Source organism: Janthinobacterium violaceinigrum (genome assembly GCF_009208555.1).
In the GTDB taxonomy this organism is placed as follows: Bacteria; Pseudomonadota; Gammaproteobacteria; order Burkholderiales; family Burkholderiaceae_D; genus Janthinobacterium; species Janthinobacterium violaceinigrum.
On sequence record NZ_WFLI01000009.1, the window covers coordinates 199,195 to 218,919 of the forward strand.

The following is a 19,725-nucleotide window of genomic DNA, read 5'->3' on the forward strand; positions in this document are numbered from 1 at the left end:
GGGGTCGGACCCTCAGGGTCCGACCCCGGCATTTGCGGGTGGGTGAATAGCGCCTACATAGCTAGCGCCTACAGCTTCTGCTTGCCCTCATTGCCCTTGATATACGGGCTCCACGGCTGGGCGCGTATCGGTTCCTTGGTTTTCCACACGACATTGAATTGCCCGTCAGCCTTGATCTCGCCGATCATCACTGGCTTGTGCAAATGGTGGTTGGTCGGGTCCATGGTCAGGGTAAAGCCCGATGGCGCCTTGACGCTCTGGCCCGCCATGGCGGCGATCACCTTGTCCGTGTCCGTCGACTTGGCTTTTTCCACGGCTTGCGCCCACATGTGGATGCCCACATAGGTCGCTTCCATGGGGTCGTTCGTCACCACGGAACCCGCGTTCGGCAACTTTTGCGCCACCGCGTACGCCTTCCATTGCTTGATGAACGCCGCATTCACGGGGTTCTTGACGGACTCGAAATAATTCCAGGCCGCCAAATGCCCCAGCAGGGGCTTGGTATCGATGCCGCGCAGCTCTTCCTCTCCCACGGAAAACGCCACCACGGGCACGTCCGTGGCCTTCAAGCCCGCGTTGCCCAGTTCCTTGTAGAACGGCACGTTCGAATCGCCATTGATGGTGGAAATGACGGCCGTCTTGCCGCCCGTGGAAAACTTCTTGATGTTGGCGACGATGGTTTGATAGTCGGCATGGCCGAACGGCGTGTAGACCTCGCTGATATCGCTATCCTTGACGCCCTTGCTTTTCAGGAAGGCGCGCAAGATCTTGTTGGTGGTGCGCGGATATACATAATCCGTGCCCAGCAGCACGAAGCGCCTGGCGCCGCCGCCATCCTTGCTCATCAGGTATTCCACGGCGGGAATCGCCTGCTGGTTCGGTGCGGCGCCCGTATAAAACACGTTCTTTTCCAGTTCCTCGCCCTCGTATTGCACCGGATAAAACAGCAGGCTGTTGAGCTCCTTGAACACGGGCAAGACGGATTTGCGGGACACGGACGTCCAGCAGCCGAACACGACGGCAACCTTGTCCTGCGCCACCAGCTGGCGCGCTTTTTCCGCAAACAAGGGCCAGTTCGACGCGGGGTCGACGACGACGGCTTCCAGCTTCTTGCCCAGCACGCCCCCCTTGGCATTGATCTCGGCGATCGTCATCAGCGCCACATCCTTGAGCGACGTTTCGGAAATGGCCATGGTGCCCGACAGCGAGTGCAGGATACCCACCTTGATCGTGTCGGCGGCCAGGGCTGCCTGCATATAGGTGGACGTGGCCAGGGCCAGTGCGCCGGCGGCGGTCGCTTTCAGGATGATGCGTCGTGACATGGGGACTCCTGTGATGGGTTCGTGGGGGTCGAGCTGGGCATACGATGTTGTTAAAGCAGAATGCATGCCAGCGCCAGCAGGTGTCCCCCATGGTGCACGGGGCCGGCGCCGCACGAAAAAAAACCTGGCTGCACAAGGACTGTGCAGCCAGGTTTCAAATTGCCGTAAAACGGTGCGTCGCCGCATCCATCCCTATCCATCAATCCTTGCGCGGCACGCCTTTCAAACGGCGCCAGCCCTTGCGCCCCAGCGGGAACAGCAGCACGAAAGCAATCAGCCACGGCAGGATGTAGGCCATGGCCGTGATGGCGTTGGCCACGCCTTCCGACAGGTTATCCGTGAAATTGCCCAGCGCGCGCTTGACGGGCGTCCAGAACGATTGCTTGCCTTCGGCGCTGATGGCCACGTTCAGCAAGTCCGTATCGATGCGCTGCATCAACAAGGCATTGGCCGCCGTCGCCTGCTCCAGTTCCACCTGTACGGTGGCCAGCTCCTTGCTCACCTTGATCAAGGCATCGACATTCGCACCCGAGCGTTTTTCCAGCTCTTGCAATTGCGCCTGGTACTGCTTGAGCATTTCCAGGCGTTTCTTGCTGTCGAGCACGGGACGACCCAGGTCTTCCACCTTGGTGCCCTGGCTGGTGATCTCGCCTTCGCTCCCCACCAGCGCCATCATCTTTTTGATGCCGGCCGGCTTGGCGCGCATGCTGATGCGCGCATGCACGTAGCGGCCGCTGTCGATGCTGGAATCGAGCAGCAGGCATCCGTTTTCCGTATCGGCCTTGCAGGCGGCCACGACTTTTTCGTACAGGGGCCGTATCTGCGCCTCCCCTGCCATCACGTCGACGTTATGTTCGTAGGCCAGGTAATCTTGCCCTTTACCCTCTGTGGCCACGCGCGTATCGCTGGGCTGGACAGAGCGGTTTGCCTTCCCGCAACCGGCCAGCAGCAACAGTCCGAACAGACATATATAGACTTTTTTCATGATTTCTTTCTTCTAGTTATAGATGCTGCGGCAGCAGTTCGATATCGGGCAGATGCGCGGCCACCTCCTGCACGGTCGCATGGCCCGTCAAGGACGCCACCACCTGCGGCAATGGTTCCGCCCAGATTTCCGGCAAATCGCGCTCCTCCGGCGCCAGCACGGGAAAAGCCAGCTGCTCGCGTGGCGGCACGAACGCCGCGTCGACGCCCGGCTTGTTGCCACGCGCATCGAGGCGGTACCAGCCGTAGTCTTGCAGGTAGACGGCATTCAAGCCATGCAGGCAGAACGGCGGCCCCGCCTCGCCCACGGCCAGGCGCTGGTAGCACAGTCCCGCAGGAATGCCGTTGGCGCGCAGCAGCGCAGCCAGCAGATGGCTCTTCGCATAACAATAGCCTGTGCCATGCTGCAAGACGTCGGACGCGCGGCAAGTGACGGGATTGCGCTGGTAGTCCCAGCTGTGGGCCACCTCGTCGCGCACGAAGGCAAAGCAGCGGGCGGCGATGGCGGTGTCGCCCACCGCGCCTGCCGCCAGTGCGGCCGCCCTGGCGCGCACGGCCGGATGGTCGCTGTCGATATGCAGGCTGCTGGCTAAATACGGGGAAAAGTCGGTAGACATGGCATAAAGGCAATGCGAAAAGATAATGCGCGATTCTAGTCGAAACGGTACGGAATCGAGCGTTTCTTTGCGCAGGAACAAAGAAAATCCACGTGCCAGGCTGGCTGCGCCGGGGGCGGCGACTTTGGCGGCGGCCCGGTAGCTGGTATCATGCGGGCAAACGCAGCCGGCCATATGGGCACGGCACATGCACTACCCTGCGAAGCGGCCCCCGCCGCCGACGCCTCCCTACAGATCAGAGAAACGAGTTCCTATGAGCACTTCATCGTCCCATCCATCGTTCTGGCGCCGAGTCCCGCTGGCTTTCGGCGCCTTCTTCAGCACCCTGTCGGACGCCGCCTATGCGGCCCGCGTGGAAAAGCTGTCCCTGCCCGAGGCCGCCCCGGTGGCGCCAGTGGCCCCGGCTCCGGCGCCAGCCCCCGTGCCGACGCCGGCCGCCGCACCCGTCATATTGAAGGAAGCCACGCCCGATGCGGCCCTGCAGTTGCTGGCCCTGCTGCAGCGCGAAGCGCGTCTGATCGACTTCACCCAGGAAAACCTGGGCAGCCATGCCGATGCGGACATCGGCGCGGCCGCCCGCGTCGTGCATGAAGGCTGCGCCAAGGTCATGCGCGAGTATTTCACCATTGACGCCGTGCGCCAGGAAGCCGAAGGCAGCCGCATCGTGCTGCAGGAAGGTTTTGATTCCGCGCAAGTGCGCCTGACGGGCAACGTGGTCGGTTCCGCCCCATTCACGGGCACCCTGAGCCACCGCGGCTGGCGCGCGTCCAGCGTGCGCCTGCCAAAACTGAGCCCGCAGCACGACGCCGCCATCCTGGCACCGGCCGAGGTGGAACTGTGAACGATCAAACCAACCCAAGCCCGCGCTACGCCATCGGCATCGACCTGGGCACCACCCACAGCGCCCTGTCGTATGTAAACCTGGTCGAGAGCGACGGCGAAAAGTCCAGCCACGGCGTGCTGAAGGTGCCGCAACTGTCGGCCCCCGGCACCGTGGAAGACCTGTCGCTGCTGCCGTCGTTCGTCTACCTGCCCCACGCCGATGAAGTGGCGGCGGGCGACCTGGCCCTGCCCTGGGTCACCGAGGAAGCGGAAGCGCCGTTCGTCGTCGGCGAGATGGCCCGCAGCCGCGGCGCCACCACGCCCATCCGTCTCGTGTCGAGCGCGAAAAGCTGGCTGTGCCACCCGGGCGTGGACCGCCGCGCGGCCATCCTGCCGAACGATGCACCGGCCGAAGTGGCGCGCATCTCGCCCATCACGGCCGCCACGCGCTACCTGACGCACTTGCGCCAGGCCTGGGACCACGCCCACCCGCAAGCGCCGTTCGCCGAGCAGGAAATCACCGTCACCATCCCCGCCTCCTTCGATCCGGCCGCGCGCGAGCTGACGATGGAAGCGGCGCAGGCGGCCGGCTACGCTTCGCTGACCCTGCTGGAAGAGCCGCAGGCGGCCCTGTACAGCTGGATCCAGACCAGCGAAGGCCGCTGGCGCAAGGAAGTCAAGCCGGGCGACATCATCCTGGTCGTCGACGTAGGCGGCGGCACCAGCGACTTTTCGCTGATCGCCGTGCTCGAACGCGACGGCGTGCTGGAACCGCACCGCGTGGCCGTGGGTGAACACATCCTGCTTGGCGGCGACAATATGGACCTGGCGCTGGCCCACCTGGTGGCCCGCAAGCTGGCCGCCAACGGCACCCAGCTGGACGCCTGGCAGATGCGCGCGCTCACGTATGGCTGCCGCAGCGCCAAGGAAAGCCTGCTGGCCGACAGCGGCATGGACACGGCGCCCATCGTCGTGCCGAGCCGCGGCTCAAAGCTGATCGGCGGCTCCATCCGCACGGAACTGACGCGCGCGGAAGTATCCACCTTCATCCTCGACGGCTTCTTCCCGCAGGTGGAAGCGTCGAGCCGCCCTGCCGTGCGCACGCGCGCCGGCCTGACGCAACTGGGCTTGCCGTATGCGCAGGACGCAGCCATCACGCGCCACCTGGCGGCCTTCCTGGGCCGGCAAGTGGCGGCGACGTCCGAACTGGAAGGGTTCGCGGGCCGCCAGTCGGCAGACGCCAGCTTTTTGCACCCGACGGCCGTGCTGTTCAACGGCGGCGTCTTCAAGTCCGACCTGCTGGTGCAGCGCATCCTGGCCACCGTCAACGACTGGCTGTACATGGAAGGCGCGGAACCGGCGCGCATGCTGGCCGGGGCCGACCTGGACCTGGCCGTGGCCCGTGGCGCCGCCTACTACAGCTACGTGCGGCGCGGCCATGGCGTGCGCATCCGCGGCGGCACTGCCAGTGCCTTCTATGTCGCCATCGAATCGGCCATGCCGGCCATCCCCGGCATGGAACCGCCAATCCAGGCCCTGTGCGTGGCGCCGTTCGGCATGGAAGAAGGCAGCGAACTGGAACTGCCGGGCCAGCAATTCGGCCTGGTGGTGGGCGAGCCCGTGCACTTCCGCTTCTTTGCCTCGTCCACGCGCCGCAACGACCAGATCGGCGACCTGCTGGACTTCTGGGGCCCAGATGAATTGCAGGAACTGAGCGAAATCCAGGCGACCCTGTCCGCCGAAGGCCGCTCGGCCGGCGACGTGGTGCAGGTCAAGCTGCATGCGCGTGTCACGGAAGCGGGCACCCTGGAGCTGCTGGCCGTTTCCCCTGACGGCGCCGAGCGCTGGAAGGTGGAATTCGACGTGCGCGGCACGCCGCAGCAATAGGCATGCGCAGCGCAGCGGGCAAGCCGGCCTTCCTGGTCGGCATCGACCTGGGCACCACCAATACGGTGGTCGCCTATGCGAATGCGGCCGATGCGGCCAATGCGCAGGCGGGCATCGAGCTGTTCGCCATCGAGCAGCTGGTCGCTCCCGGCGAAGTGGGCGCACGCCCCCTGCTGCCGTCCCTGCGCTACCACCCCGCTGCCGGCGAACTGGCGGCGGGCGACTTGCAGCTGCCCTGGCCGCAGCAGGACCCGGAGCATGCCGTGCTCGGAGCGCTGGCGCGCCGGCTGGGCGCCCAGGTGCCGGGCCGGCTCGTTTCCAGCGCCAAGAGCTGGCTGTCGCACGCGAACGTGGACCGCCAGGCGCCCATCCTGCCCTGGGGCGCCGATACCGACGTGGCCAGGGTGTCGCCCGTGGCGGCCAGCGCCAGCTACCTGGCCTACGTGCGCGCCGCGTGGAACCACCGCTTCCCGCACGCTCCTTTGGCGCAGCAGGAACTGGTGCTGACCATTCCCGCCTCGTTCGACGAGGGTGCGCGCGCACTCACCCTGGAAGCGGCCCGCATGGCCGGTTTGCCCGCCTTGCGGCTGGTGGAAGAGCCGCAGGCGGCCTTCTATGACTTCCTGCAGCGCCGGCGCGCCACCCTGCGCGCGGACCTGGCCAATACGCGCCGCATCCTGGTGTGCGACGTGGGCGGCGGCACCACCGATTTCAGCCTGATCGACGTGGCCTTCGGCGACGATGGCGAACCGCAGCTCACGCGCAGCAGCGTGGGCAACCATTTGATACTCGGCGGCGACAATATGGACCTGGCGCTGGCCCACCTGGTGGAAGCGCGCATGGCGCAAGGCAGCGAAGGCGGCATGAAGCTGTCGGCCGCGCGCCTGTCGCAGCTGATGGAACGCTGCCGCGCCGCCAAGGAGCTGCTGCTCTCCAGCGGCGCGCCAGAGACCACCACCGTCACCCTGCTGGGTGCGGGATCGCGCCTGATCGGCGGCAGCCGTTCCGTTGACCTCGCGCGCGAGGAAGTGGCGGCCATGGTGGTCGACGGCTTCTTCCCGAAGGTGGCGCTGGGCGACACGGCGAAAAAAGGCCGCGCCGGCATCGTCGAATTCGGCCTGCCGTATGCGCAGGACGCGGCCATCACTCGCCACCTGGCCAGCTTTCTGCAACAGCATGCGGGCGCACTGCCCGACACCCTGCTGCTCAATGGCGGCGTGTTCCGCGCCGACGCATTGGCGCGCCGCCTGGCCGAAACCCTGGCGCACTGGCGCGGCGCGCCCCTCACCATCCTGCACAACGACAATCCCGACGTGGCCGTGGCCCGCGGCGCCGTCGCCTATGCGCTGGCCCGGCGCGGCCAGGCGCCGCGCATCGGCGGCGGCTCGCCGCGCAGCTATTTCCTCGTGCTGGGCGAGGCGGGCAAGGAGCGGCGCGCCGTGTGCATCCTGCCCCGCGGCAGCGCCAGCGGCGAAGAAATCCGCCTGACGGAGCGCCTGTTCGCCTTGCGCGTGGGCCGGCCCGTGCGCTTCCACCTGGCGTCCTCGATCGCGGAAACGGGCACGCCGCCGCAACTGGGCGACATCGTCGACCTGGACGCGGACGACTACCTGCGCCTGCCGCCGCTGGCCAGCGTGCTGCACGCCAGGGACGGCGGCAATGACAAGCGCGACATCACCGTGCAGCTTGCCACCGTCATGACCGAGGTCGGGACATTGGAAGTGCACTGCGTGGCCGCAGCCGATGCCAGTCAGCGCTGGCTGCTGGAATTCCAGCTGCGTGGCGAAGAGGAAGCGCCCGCCGAAACGTCTACCGTGCCGCCGCGCGTCAAGGAAGCCATCGAGAAGATCGAGCGCATCTTCGGCGGCAAGGCGCAAAAGGTCGAAACCAAGGAAGTGCGCCAGCTGCGCCAGCACCTGGAACGGGGACTGGGCGGGCGCGAAAGCTGGGATACGCCGCTGCTGCGCCAGCTGTTCGACGCCCTCATGCTGCGTGCCCGCGGCCGGCGCCGCTCTGCCGAGCATGAGCGGGTCTGGCTGAACCTGGCCGGCTACTGCCTGCGTCCCGGCTATGGCGACGCGCTGGACCCGTGGCGCATCGAGCAGCTGTGGACGATGTTCGACACGGGCGTGCAGCACCACAAGGACAGCCAGGTGTGCGCCGAATGGTGGACCCTGTGGCGCCGGGTGGCCGGCGGCCTGAGCTCGGAGCAGCAATTGCGCCTGCTCGACGATTTCGCCTTCAACCTGCAAGCCGATGCGGCGCAGCGGGGCAGCCGCCCCGTCACCCTCGTCAACGGCAGCGACGACGACATGCTGCGCCTGGGCGCCTCGCTGGAGCGCATCCCTGGCGCCTACAAGGCCGAAGTGGGCGCCTGGCTGCTGAAACGCCTGGACAAGACCGGCAAGAAGGATGATACGGCGGACACGAATACCCTGTGGGCGCTGGCCAGGGTCGGCGCGCGCCAGCCTTTCCACGGCAGCGCGCACGAAGTGGTCGACAGCGCTACCGTGGCCGAGTGGCTCGCCGTGCTGCTGGCGCTGGACTGGAAAAAGACCGAACCGGCCGCCTTTGCCGCCGCCCACCTGGCGCGCATGACGGGCGACCGCTCGCGCGACATCACCGGCGACTTGCGCGCCACGGTGCTGGCGCGCCTGAAAGCCGTCGGCGCTCCGCCCCAGTGGCATGCCATGGTCAGCGAAGTCACGCAACTGGACGAAGCGGCAACCCGGCGCATGCTGGGCGAGGCGCTGCCGCCGGGCTTAAAGCTGATCGGCTGATTAGTTTCAATCGTAGCCTGCCTACGCCAGTGCCAACAACAGCGGCACAATTCTGGGATACGTGCGGTGCGACGCGCATATCCCCACGTCTCCCATCTGGCAGTCCAAGCATGTATATATATTATCTAACACACGCCAGGAGCAGCGACAAGCGGCCCCTCCTTCTTCCATGATGACTGCGCTTCCATCACAACAATATTAAAATCCCGCGCAGCCCCCTTTTCACTGCCGCTACCGTGTGCTGTTCAAGGCTGTGCCTGGCTTTTCCAGCCAAATGTCTCAGCCGGGGTAATGAAACACCAAGATAAGCTTTTGTCTGCATCAGAAGCCGACATCGCCGGAAAATCATCCAAAATTTAGTGCAAGCATCTTTAGGTGTCTATGGCTTGCCGAAACCACAAAAAATGGTAACTCGTTTACGCCATGAAAGAATCGTATTCAAATACCTAAAAGTCACAAATTCATTCAATCCAACCATCTTACTCATGACATATATCAATACTTAAATATTTTAAATACCATACCATGATATTTATCATACCATTTTACGCCCCATACCTTTCCAATAAAAATGACTTCGCAAAATAAAATACTTAACTTCAAATCGAAAAACAAAATCCCGCCGACAAAAAAGGAAACCATCAAAAATTGGCTATCCATAACAAAAGACATACTTGACATCGCATGGAGAGTAGCGCCGCCCCTATCGCTGGCATTTGCCGGATTATTCCTCTGGATGTATTTAAAACATATCCAATGGAGCGGATTATTTTATGAATCAGCCATGACAGGGACGGGACTCACCTTTCTGGTTCTGGCAGCGGTATCGTTGAGCACAATTAGTTTATTCATTCTTTCAACACCATCGATACTCATGGGAATCACCCTATCTTATTTTGATAAAAATCAAAAAATTAACAAGGAAATTTTTACCATTTATTTGATAGCACTTATTTCTTGGCTGGCCGTAATAAACGTGAGTCCATATATAGACGAAGCCTATGCTTGGATATTTATCGCTCCAATCATAACGACATCTCTTTATGGATACGTAAAATCAGATAAATTAGAAAATTCAACCTCGGCAACACATAGCAGAAAATGGAAAATCGCCAATACACTGGCAGTTATTTTAATGTCAAATTTTGCAATATTTGGAATAATTTTTCCGATATTCTTCTTTGATGGAATCATGTCTCATTATGCGGCAAATGTGAACAATGAAATAAGCAATAAAACAATAACGTTATTATTCATTCCGCTTGCAACGCTCGCTCCAGGCCTGATGTATCTAATGCTGCGAAAAACAAATACCGGTGCACATAATTTAATTAAGGTATTGGCAAATACATCAATTATTTTCATCTACTCAACATTTTTCCTTGTATTGATTTTTACTCCCGCATCCAAAATACTTTTGGAAAGCACAGAAATATACAATAACAATAAAAAGAAATTTCAAATACTAAAACCAGAGCTTAAAGAAATAATAAAAAATACAAATATAGAAACAAGATCGGATGGCGAATTGAGCACGATTTCAGCCTATATTCGCTACAGCTTTGCAGGAACAAAACTGATCTGTAATGAGCCATTGGAATTCATTGACTTCTCCAATTCGACGTCAAAAAAACGAAATAAGATAGATAAATCAAGCACCTTAAACTGTGTAGCGACTGTACCTGGTGATCTACGTGAATTCAGTAATTAACTTTACACCAGCGCCACCACCAGCAGCACCACCGCCAGCGGCGCCTGCACCAGCACGATGCCGGGATGCGTGCGGCGCAGCTGGGCCCACACGGACAGGCCCGGCACTTCTTTGTGCGGATGGTGGGCTTCGTCGCGCAGCGACATCGCGTGCAGGAACATGCCGGCGATCAGGGGACCGGGATTGACCCACCAGCCCTGCTCCAGCAAGCCGCGCGACAAATAGATGGCGAGCGCGCCGATGGCAAACGGCGAGGCCCACACCAGCACCAGCATCAGACGGATGCCATAGAATTCCGCCAGGGTGCCCATGCGGTGCAGGCGGCTGAAATCGTGGTCTTCCATGCGCTTGTCGATGGCCAGCTCGGCGCGGCCGTACAAGGTCCACAGGCCGCCGAACAGGCAGCCCAGCAGCACGCCGATGACGATGTCGGCCACGAACACCGCATATTTGTTGACGTCGGCCGTGCCGATGCCCAGCGACGTGTGGGCGGCCGCATGCAGGTGCAGGCTGGCCTGCTCGCCTTCGGCCGTCGTATAGCGGTCGCGCACGTCGTAGGTGCTGCCGATATACACGACGTTCTTGCGCAGGGCCCCGGCAGCCACGCCGGCCTGACCATCGATCAGTTTGACGCGCGTGCGCGTGGGGTTCAGGAATGCGGGCGCCACGGCGGCCGGGTGAAACGGCGCCGTGACGGCATTCTGTTCGGCCGCTGCCCTGGCGTCGCCCTGGATGACGGGTTCGAACGCCCAGCGCGCCAATTCCTTTTCGCTGTTCGTGCGCCGGGCCAGCTGGCACACGCGGCCGGCCAGCGCCAGCCCTTGCTTTTGCTCGGACAGGACGGCCGGCATCGGTTGCTTCTGCTCCTGTTCGTCGGCGCCGTGCGCCAGCTCGAAGGCCACGGCCGCCAGCACGGGGCTTTTCAGCTCGATGCGCGTGACGGCACCCATGCGTTCGCGAATTTGCGGACTGGCGAAATGGATGCCTGCCGCGCAGCGCGCGCGTATCCAGGGCAGGTTCGCATTCCGGTCCGATTGTTCGGGCAGGATCAGCACCAGTTGCCGGCCATGCGCGGCCAGCTGGTCGAGCAGGCGGTCCAGCGGCCGCTCGCCCGCCTTGTGCTGTTCGTACACGGCGGGCGCCAGGTCCAGGTCGATGGCCAGCACCTGGCTGCCGTGCGCGGCGGCGCTGGCGATCAATTGCTCCAGGCGTGAACGCTCCAGCGGTTCACGCTCGTCGAAGATCTGTTCGAACGCGGGCTGGTCGATTTCGATGATGCCGGGCCGGTAGGCGGTGCCCGGGTCCTTGCCCCGGTTCAGCAGCTGCCCATGTTCCGCGCTGGCCCGCAACATGGCCGCATCGAGCCATTCGAGCACGTGCAAGCCTTCCAGCGCCAGCATCAGCGCGGCGATCAGGCTGGCGCCGATCACGTGGTGCAGCAGGTGCGTGCCCGTCAGCTTGAAGGCGGACCCCACCCGCGAGACGGGCCACAGCAGGCGCCGCCAGAGCGGCGGGCGCGGTTGGTCTGGCTGGCTGGTTTCCACGGTGCCTGCTCCTTGCGTGCGACGAGTAAATTATCACTCAAGCAACAAGTGATGACGAAAGGACAGTGTATTGCAGTTGTGCCCGTTCCGCCGCACGGCTGGCAAGGGTCAGCCTGGCACCCTATTTCGGCCTGGCCAGCAGCAGCTTGCCCAGCGCTTCGAAGGCGGGCGTGGTGGTCGGATCGTTGGCCGCGTTGGCTGCCGTCGGCGTGGAGGCAAAGCGCACGATCACCATTTCCGCCTTCGGATCGATGTAGATGCGCTGGCCGTACACGCCGCGCGCCATGTAGGCGCCATGGTCGTTATGCGTGACCCACCACATGTCGCGGTAGCTCCACCCTTGCAGCAGGTCGTAGCCGCCCTTGGCGAACAGCTGCTTGTCGCCGCCGCGGCGGATATCGGCGACGGCCGCCCGGGGGATGATTTGCTGGCCGTTGTAGCGGCCATCGTTGCGCAGCATTTCGCCGAAGCGGGCCAGGTCGCGCAAGCCCGCGCTCAAGCCGCCGCCGGCAAACGGCGTGCCCGTCGAATCGACGCTCATGTAAGCATCCTGCTCGGCGCCCAGCTTTTGCCAGATATGTTCGGACAGGTAGTCGTTGACGTTCTGCCCCGTGACGCGGGCAATGATCCAGCCCAGCACGTCGGAGTTGACCGTGCGGTAGCCGAACGCCTCGCCATGCCGGCCTTCGTGCTGCACCGTTTGCAGGTACTCGAAATAGCTGCGCGGCCCCGTGTAGTCCTTGGGCTTGGGCAGCGGATTGCCGGCCGCCGCGTGCTGCCACACTTCCGCTTTCGGATCGGCATAGTCTTCGCTGAATTTCAGGCCCGTGGTCATGTCGAGCACCTGGCGCACGGTGGCGTCGCCAAACGCGGATCTGGCCAGTTCCGGCACGTAGTCGGCCACTTTCTTGTCCGGATCGAGCTTGCCTTCGGCCACCAGCGCCGCGCCCATGGTGCCCATCACGGACTTCGTTACCGACATGGCGCCATGCTGGCCGCTGTCCTTCAGCACGCCAAGGTAGCGTTCATACACGATGCGGCCCCGGTGCAGCACCACGATGCCGTCCGTGTAGTTGGCGCCCAGCGACTGCTCCCACGTCATCGTGTCCTTCGCCCCCAGGGGCGTGAAGCGCAAGCCGTCGATATCGTTGCGCAGCGCCCGCTGCAGGGGCACGGGCGCCTTCAGGCCGCGCGCCACGCTCACCGTCGGCATCAGCTGGCGGAAGTGCGACACGCTCCAGCGCAGCTGCGGGAAGGTGAAATAGCTGCCATCGTCGAAGCGGATGATTTTATCGGCCGGCGGCGGCGCGCCCACCATCCATTTCAATGCGGCCGGGTCGCTGGCGGCCGCCGACAGCGGCGCCGTCGTCTCGGCCGCATGGGCGCTGGCGACCAGCGCCAGGCAGGCGGCGCCCATGGCCAGGCGTTTCATGCTGGGAAAATCGTTCATGCGATGCTCTCCTTGATAAACAGAATATTTAATAGACCCATACGACATTCGCCAGCCAGCCCGTCCAGGTCCTGGCCTGCCCGTTCACCAGCTGGTTTACTCCCGACTGCGCAAACGAGGCGCTAAAGCCCAGGGTCAGGTAGGTATTCGGGTTCACCACGCGCACGTATTTGACGAAGACATCGTTCGCCAGCATCGGGCGCAGCACGCCGGCGATCACCACGGGCGCGTCGCCCGGAACGTCGAGGCGCGTGGCCTGGCCGAATTGCAGCGGGCTGCCCATCTGGTTGGCCCGCACCTGGGCCAGATAAGCAATCACGGTGTCTTTCGGCGTCGGATGCAGCTCGATGGTGGCCTGCAGCGCATTCACGTTGGCGTTGACGAAGACCCAGGTCGCCTTGCTGCCCGAGGCCCAGGCGCCGGGCGTGCCTTCGAAGAAAAGCGGGTCGAAGCGCTCGTTGCGGGCCGTGTGCGGGTCGTCGCCGGAAAAACTCTGGTAGCCGAGCGTAAACTTCGGCGTCCACGCCACGTCGGGCAGCGAAAAGCCCCCTTCCGTGCGCCAGCCCCAGGCCCGCATCGGCTCGCGCGTATTCCATTCGCGCGTGGCGTCGATGCCGAACCAGCCTTTCGGCAGCACGGAGGGCAAGACGGGAACGCGCGCGTAGCCATACACGAACTGCAAATCCTTGCGGCCGTCAGGCACGGCCAGCGGTGCGCCGATGCCGCCGGGCGCCGCCTGCGGATACGCGGCATGCGAGCGGGGTACCTTGCCGTATGCGATGCCGGCCTTGCGGTCGTTCGCGGGCGCGTAGCTGACGTCAACGCCCACCACGCGCGTGCCCGAATCGTTGTCGGGGTTCTCATTCGGATCGAGATAGAACGCCTGGGCGCTGAACGCATCCTGGCTCACCCTGGCCACCACGGAATTCTGGAAGGCCTTGCGCGGCCCCAGTTTCAGCGCGCCCCGGTCAAAGCCGTTCGAGCCCCCATTGGCGATCAGCATGCCCGTGCCCAGCGTGAAATTCTGCGCGCCGGCCGACACATCGAGCACGGCCCGCGTGCCGCCGATCGGCATGCGGATGCCGGCGACGAATTCCTCGATCGAGATGCGGCCCGTATCGCCCGCGCCGAAAGGGTCGTGGCGCGCCGTGCCCGAAGCGACGGCGGACGCGCGCGCATACAGCTGCTTGCCGTCGCCCAGATTGCGCTTGAAGCCGAGCGCCGGCTTGACATAGAACTCGTACCAGTAGGGATTGAAATCGAAGTCGGGATTGCGCGCCGGCGTATTCGACAGTTTCCAGAACAGATTGCTTTCGCCGGCGACCTGCACGCCCGCTTCCACGGAACGCGTCATTTGCCAGCCGGCGCCGATGTCCGGTTCGACGGCAGCGCGCCGGGCTACTTCCCTCTCCAGGCTGCTCTGGCCTTCGGGATCGAGCTGGCCGGCGGCGCCGCAGGCGGCGCTCCCTCCCAGCAAGGCCAGCGCGAGCGCACGGCGCACCAGTAACATCGCTTGCATGGCCATTGGTATCCCTTGCGATAGCTGACTGTATATTGAAGCGGATGTTATCAGAGATGCTCTTTTTTATTGTTTTAAAGCATCCTATTGTGCGGGCGCCCGTCTTGAGACAAACGTCTCACGCGCGCGCCATGCTGCAACGCAGGATGCGTCCTCCGGCGCTTCGTGCTAAAAACGAAGACGACAAGCGAAACACCCTCAAAACACCAGATACCGTGCCACTGGAGAGCGCCATGCCCTACGTCCGCCAGACCAGCCATATCGACCGCGTGCGCGACCTGATCGCGGGCAGGATCGTCAATCCGGGCGCCGATACGGCCAGGCTGGCCTCGTCCTACCGGCGCTCGCTGGACGACTACCGGCTCGATCCCGCCTCGACGACGGGGCCGCGCATCCTGACGGGCACCGAGCTGCGCGCCATCCAGCAAGCCGAGGAAGGCTTCCTGCGCTCCACGGGCCAATGCCTGCCGCGCCTGCACGCCATGGTGCGCGAAGCCGGCTACTGCGTCATCCTGGCCAATGCGCACGGCGTGACCATCGACTACGCGGTCGATGCGGACCAGCGCAAGGACTTCAAGAAGGCGGGCCTGTACCCGGGCTCGTGCTGGTCGGAAGAAGAGGAAGGCACGTGCGGCATCGCCTCCGTGCTGCTCGACCAGGAAGCCATCACGGTGCACAAGACCGACCATTTCCGCGCCGCGTTTACGGGCCTGACGTGCAGCGCAGCACCCATTTTTTCGCCGCACGGCGACTTGATCGGCGTGCTCGATGCCTCGGCATTGCGCTCGCCCGACGCACGCGACAGCCAGCGCCTGGTCAAGCAGCTGGTGCGGCAAGGCGCGACCCTCATCGAGGACGGCTTTTTTCTCAAGTCCTACGGCCATTGCTGCATCCTGCTGGCGCACCGCAACCGCCACTTCGTGGAAGTGCAGCCCGAGATGCTGCTCGCCATCGACGAACATGGCAACGTCGTCGCCGCCAACCGCTGTGCGCGCGACGTCATCGCAGGCCTGGCCAGTCTGCCGCGCCCCGTCGCCGAGGTGCTGGACGTGCGCGCCGAGCGCCTGTTCGATGCGCGCGCGGGACACAACCTGCTGTCCCTGCGCCTGGCCGGCGGCAGCACCTGGCTGCACGCCCGCGTGCGCGCACCGCTGCGCCAGACCAGCACGCGCCCGCGCGTCGCGCGCGACGCAACGGCGGCTACCGCAGGCGTGGAATACTCGCCGCCCGAACTGGCCGAACGCACGCGCATCGTGCACGCCATGAACGCCGCCAAATGGCGCCCGCTGCAGGCGGCAGCCATGCTGGGCGTCTCGCGCGCTACCCTGTACCGGCGCCTCAAGCAGCTGAAAATCGTGCCGCCGCACCGGCAGTAAGCTGTCCGGACAGCTGAGACTTCCGTCTCAATTACCGCCATGCTGCGCTGCAGGATGCGGCGCCAAAACGCCGGTGTTACAACATCGTCAGCGGCAACACAGCCGCATCCCATCATAAAGTCAGCAGACTTGGAGGAGACACGATGCATACCGATACCAACCCGCACGACCTGGCCGTGGCCGGCATCCTGGAACAGCTCGAAGGTGCCTTGCGCGCCCGCGACAGCACGGGCGCGGTGCAGCTGTTTGAAAGCGACGGCTACTGGCGCGACCTGGTGCTGTTTACCTGGAACCTGAAGACTCTGGAAGGCCGCGAACAGATCGCCGCCATGCTGGCCGCGCAGCTGGGCGCCGTGCAGCCAATAACGATGCGCATCGCCGACGGCGAACATGCCAGCGAGGCCGGCGGCGTGCTGCAAAGCTGGATCACGGTGGAAACGGGCGCGGCGCGCGGCGTGGGCTTCATCCGCATCCGCGACGGAAAAATCTGGACCCTGCTCACCACCATGAGCGAATTGAAGGGTTTTGAGGAAGCCAAGGGTGCACGCCGGCCCATGGGCGCCGAACATGGCGCGCGCACGAACCGCAGCAGCTGGCTGGAGCACCGCGAGCAGGATGCCAGGGAACTGGGCTACGCGCGCCAGCCCTATTGCGTCATCATCGGCGGCGGCCAGGGCGGCATCGCGCTGGGCGCGCGCCTGCGGCAATTGAACGTCCCCACCATCATCATCGAGAAAAACGCGCGCCCCGGCGACAGCTGGCGCAAGCGCTACAAGTCCTTGTGCCTGCACGACCCCGTCTGGTACGACCACATGCCCTACATCCCCTTCCCCGACAACTGGCCCGTCTTCACGCCCAAGGACAAGGTGGGCGACTGGCTGGAAATGTACACCAAGGTGATGGAGCTGAACTACTGGGGCTCGACTTCATGCGAATCGGCCAGCTTCGACGAAGCTGCCGGCGAGTGGACGGTGCAAGTGCTGCGCGACGGCCAGGCCGTCACCCTGAAGCCGAAGCAGCTGGTGCTGGCCACGGGCATGTCGGGCAAGGCCAACATGCCGAAGTTCAAGGGCATGGACGTGTTCCAGGGCGAGCAGCAGCACTCGTCGCAGCACCCGGGTCCGGACGCGTATGTCGGCAAGAAGGTGGTCGTCATCGGCGCGAACAATTCCGCGCACGATATCTGCGCCGCCCTGTGGGAAGCGGGCGTGGACGTGACCATGGTGCAGCGCTCGTCCACGCACATCGTCAAGTCCGATTCGCTGATGGACCTGGCGCTGGGCGACCTGTATTCGGAACGGGCGCTGGCGGCCGGCATGACGACGGCGAAGGCCGATCTGACGTTCGCCTCGATCCCGTACAAGCTGCTGGCCGACTTCCAGAAACCCGTCTTCAAGGCCATCCGCGAACGCGACGCGGACTTTTATGCGCGCCTGGAAGAACGGGGCTTCATGCTCGATTTCGGCGACGACGATTCCGGCCTGTTCATGAAATACCTGCGCCGCGGCTCCGGCTACTACATCGACGTGGGCGCCTCGGAGCTGGTCGCGGAAGGCAAGATCAAGCTGAAAAGCGGCGTCGGCGTGCAGGAACTGAAAAGCCATTCCATCGTGCTGTCGGACGGCACGGAACTGCCGGCCGACCTGGTGGTGTACGCCACCGGCTACGGCTCCATGAATGGCTGGGCGGCCGACCTGATCTCGCCGGAAGTAGCGAACAAGGTGGGCAAGGTGTGGGGACTGGGCTCCGCCACGACGAAGGATCCCGGTCCGTGGGAAGGCGAGCAGCGCAATATGTGGAAGCCCACGCAGCAGCAGGCGCTGTGGTTCCACGGCGGTAACCTGCACCAGTCGCGCCACTATTCCCAGTACCTGTCGCTGCAGCTGAAGGCGCGCATGGAGGGACTGCCTACGCCCGTGTACGGGCAGCAGCAGGTGCATCACCTGGCGTGATCTTGATTCGCTGGCCAAAAAAAAGCGGCGGGCCCTGGCCCGCCGCTTTTTCCATTTCACCCCAGGAGCAAGTACTGGGGTCGGACCCTCAGGGTCCGACCCCGGCAGTCCAGATGTCGGGGTTATAAATTACTGTTTGATCGCTTCGATGGCAAACGTCAGGGTCACGTCATCGCTGACGGCTGGCGCATATTTGCCCGCGTTGAATTCCGAGCGCTTGATCTTGGCCGTGGCGTTGGCGCCGCAAGCGTCTTTTTTCAGCATCGGGTGCGGGGCGCAGGTGAACGAGGTGACGGTCAGGGTCACTGGCTTGGTCACGCCTTTCAGGGTCAGGTTGCCTTCCACGGAAGCGAGCTTGTCGCCGTCAAAATTGAACTTGGTCGACTTGTAGGTGGCGACAGGGTATTTGGCCGTGTCGAGGAAGTCTTCGCCCTGGATGTGCGAGTTGAACAGGGTCGAACCCGTGTCGACGGACTTGGTGTCGATCAGCACTTCGACGGCGCCCGTCTTGGCGGCGCGGTCCAGGGTGACCTTGCCGGTGGTGTTATTGAAACGGCTCTGCTGCGTCGAGAAACCCATGTGGGTGTACTCGAAACGGGGGAAAGTGTGGCTGCCATCGATGACATAGACTTCAGGAGCGGCAACGGCGGACAGCGAGAAGCCGGCGGCGGCGATAAAAGCGAGCAGTTTTTTCATTGTGGATTCCTAACAGGGAGTGGAGGATGTCAAAACCGCAACCGGCTGCCGGCGAAGATGCGGGCGGCCGGTTGTCTGGCTTCAGTTGCAACAGATTATGCATGGCATGAAGATCGATGTAAAACGGAAAATATACCTAGTTAGCATCGAAAAAATCGATAATAACGCCCATACTGTCCGCAACAGCGCCTTCTGCTGCCGATTATTGTCCGTGTTGACAAAAATATCCAGCGCTATCCAACGGGACCGCATGCCATAGATGAGAATGATTCTTGTTATTATTTGATGGGCTTGCTATCATGGCGCGCTTTGATCACGGGGAAACGCGCGGTGCTTGAACGCTATTACCAGGAATTGCTGCGCCTGATTTCGCGCTCCACAGGCTGCCGCGACAAGGCGCAGGACGTGGTTCAGGAAGCCTATGCCCGCATCCTGGCGCGCGAGCCGCAAGGGGGCGCCCCCGCCCTGCGCGCCGACGCGGCGCCCGACAGCGGCCAGCGCGCGCTGCTGTACGTGACGGCGAAAAACATCGTCATCGACGAACAGCGATTGCACCAGCGCCGGCCCCACGACGACATCGACACGCCCCAGCTGCAGCTGCGCGCCCCGCGCGCCGACGAACCGGAGCAGCGCCTGCACGACCGGCAAACCATGGAGCGGCTGCTGGCCATCATCGAATCGCTGCCGCCGCGCTGCCGCCAGGCCTTCGCGCTGTACAAATTCGATGGCCTGAGCCAGATCGAAATCGCCGCCCAGATGGGCATCTCCGTCAACATGGTGGAAAAACATATCATCAACGGCATGCTGGCCTGCAAAAAAGGCTTGCCCGACCGCGTGACTGGAAAAGACAGCGCATGACACAGACAACTTCCACGGCAGACGAGATCGACTTCCAGGCCGCGCAATGGCTGCTGCGCCACGATGCGGGCCTGGCCGCGCCGGAACTGGCGGCGCTGCACGCCTGGCTGGCGGCCGATGCGCGCCACCAGCACGCCTGGGATGCGCTGGCCCGCACGGACGCGTTGCTCGCCAGCCTGCCCGCGCAGCGCGTGGCCGCCTTCAGCC

General features: G+C 63.4%; 15 protein-coding genes. 8 read left to right on the top strand and 7 right to left on the bottom strand.

What is annotated here, in order from left to right; translation table 11 throughout:
- Nucleotides 1-68: 68 nt before the first annotated feature.
- The 3 genes from urtA to GCN75_RS10595 all read right to left on the bottom strand — a co-directional run bounded on the left by urtA (nt 69) and on the right by GCN75_RS10595 (nt 2,923).
- The gene (gene urtA, locus GCN75_RS10585) at nt 69-1,322 is read right to left on the bottom strand and encodes an urea ABC transporter substrate-binding protein (protein ID WP_152282480.1); all 1,254 of its coding nucleotides are present in this window, start codon (nt 1,320-1,322) and stop codon (nt 69-71) included.
- A 199-nt stretch (nt 1,323-1,521) separates the two neighbouring features.
- Entirely contained in the window at nt 1,522-2,307 is a 786-nt protein-coding gene (locus GCN75_RS10590; protein ID WP_152282481.1) for a DUF4349 domain-containing protein, read from the bottom strand.
- Nucleotides 2,308-2,323: 16 nt separating this feature from the next.
- The gene (locus GCN75_RS10595) at nt 2,324-2,923 is read right to left on the bottom strand and encodes a transglutaminase-like domain-containing protein (protein WP_152282482.1); all 600 of its coding nucleotides are present in this window, start codon (nt 2,921-2,923) and stop codon (nt 2,324-2,326) included.
- A gap of 253 nt (nt 2,924-3,176) precedes the next feature.
- On the opposite strand from GCN75_RS10595, the gene GCN75_RS10600 reads away from it, so the two are divergent.
- The 4 genes from GCN75_RS10600 to GCN75_RS10615 all read left to right on the top strand — a co-directional run bounded on the left by GCN75_RS10600 (nt 3,177) and on the right by GCN75_RS10615 (nt 10,123).
- Nucleotides 3,177-3,764, top strand: coding sequence for a DUF2760 domain-containing protein (locus tag GCN75_RS10600; RefSeq protein ID WP_152282483.1), 588 nt, complete (start codon nt 3,177-3,179; stop codon nt 3,762-3,764).
- Nucleotides 3,761-5,632: an Hsp70 family protein gene (locus GCN75_RS10605; RefSeq protein ID WP_152282484.1), complete on the top strand. Its 1,872-nt coding sequence runs from the start codon at nt 3,761-3,763 to the stop codon at nt 5,630-5,632. Before GCN75_RS10600 ends, GCN75_RS10605 begins: the two co-directional genes overlap by 4 nt.
- Before the next feature lie 2 nt (nt 5,633-5,634).
- Entirely contained in the window at nt 5,635-8,412 is a 2,778-nt protein-coding gene (locus GCN75_RS10610) for an Hsp70 family protein (RefSeq protein ID WP_152282485.1), read from the top strand.
- A 571-nt stretch (nt 8,413-8,983) separates the two neighbouring features.
- A complete protein-coding gene (locus GCN75_RS10615) occupies nt 8,984-10,123 on the top strand; it encodes a hypothetical protein (RefSeq protein ID WP_152282486.1) in 1,140 nt (379 codons plus the stop codon).
- A 2-nt stretch (nt 10,124-10,125) separates the two neighbouring features.
- On the opposite strand, the gene GCN75_RS10620 is transcribed toward GCN75_RS10615, so the two are convergent.
- The 3 genes from GCN75_RS10620 to GCN75_RS10630 all read right to left on the bottom strand — a co-directional run bounded on the left by GCN75_RS10620 (nt 10,126) and on the right by GCN75_RS10630 (nt 14,636).
- Nucleotides 10,126-11,667, bottom strand: a complete 1,542-nt coding sequence (locus GCN75_RS10620) for a CHASE2 domain-containing protein (RefSeq protein ID WP_152282487.1) — start codon at nt 11,665-11,667, stop codon at nt 10,126-10,128.
- A 121-nt stretch (nt 11,668-11,788) separates the two neighbouring features.
- Nucleotides 11,789-13,117, bottom strand: coding sequence for a serine hydrolase domain-containing protein (locus tag GCN75_RS10625; RefSeq protein WP_152282488.1), 1,329 nt, complete (start codon nt 13,115-13,117; stop codon nt 11,789-11,791).
- Nucleotides 13,118-13,145: 28 nt separating this feature from the next.
- Nucleotides 13,146-14,636, bottom strand: coding sequence for an alginate export family protein (locus GCN75_RS10630; protein ID WP_193317450.1), 1,491 nt, complete (start codon nt 14,634-14,636; stop codon nt 13,146-13,148).
- A 233-nt stretch (nt 14,637-14,869) separates the two neighbouring features.
- Here GCN75_RS10630 and GCN75_RS10635 point away from each other — a divergent pair, with 233 nt between their 5' ends.
- Nucleotides 14,870-16,012: a sigma-54-dependent Fis family transcriptional regulator gene (locus GCN75_RS10635; RefSeq protein ID WP_152282490.1), complete on the top strand. Its 1,143-nt coding sequence runs from the start codon at nt 14,870-14,872 to the stop codon at nt 16,010-16,012.
- 143 nt (nt 16,013-16,155) lie between these two features.
- Entirely contained in the window at nt 16,156-17,964 is a 1,809-nt protein-coding gene (locus tag GCN75_RS10640; protein ID WP_152282491.1) for an NAD(P)/FAD-dependent oxidoreductase, read from the top strand.
- 129 nt (nt 17,965-18,093) lie between these two features.
- On the opposite strand, the gene GCN75_RS10645 is transcribed toward GCN75_RS10640, so the two are convergent.
- On the bottom strand, nt 18,094-18,660 hold the full coding sequence (locus tag GCN75_RS10645; RefSeq protein WP_152282492.1) for a YceI family protein: 567 nt from the start codon (nt 18,658-18,660) through the stop codon (nt 18,094-18,096).
- 330 nt (nt 18,661-18,990) lie between these two features.
- Here GCN75_RS10645 and GCN75_RS10650 point away from each other — a divergent pair, with 330 nt between their 5' ends.
- Entirely contained in the window at nt 18,991-19,518 is a 528-nt protein-coding gene (locus GCN75_RS10650) for a sigma-70 family RNA polymerase sigma factor (protein ID WP_193317451.1), read from the top strand.
- Nucleotides 19,515-19,725: DUF4880 domain-containing protein (locus tag GCN75_RS10655; protein ID WP_152282494.1), on the top strand; the 211-nt coding region annotated here is incomplete at its 3' end. The genes GCN75_RS10650 and GCN75_RS10655, both read left to right, overlap by 4 nt.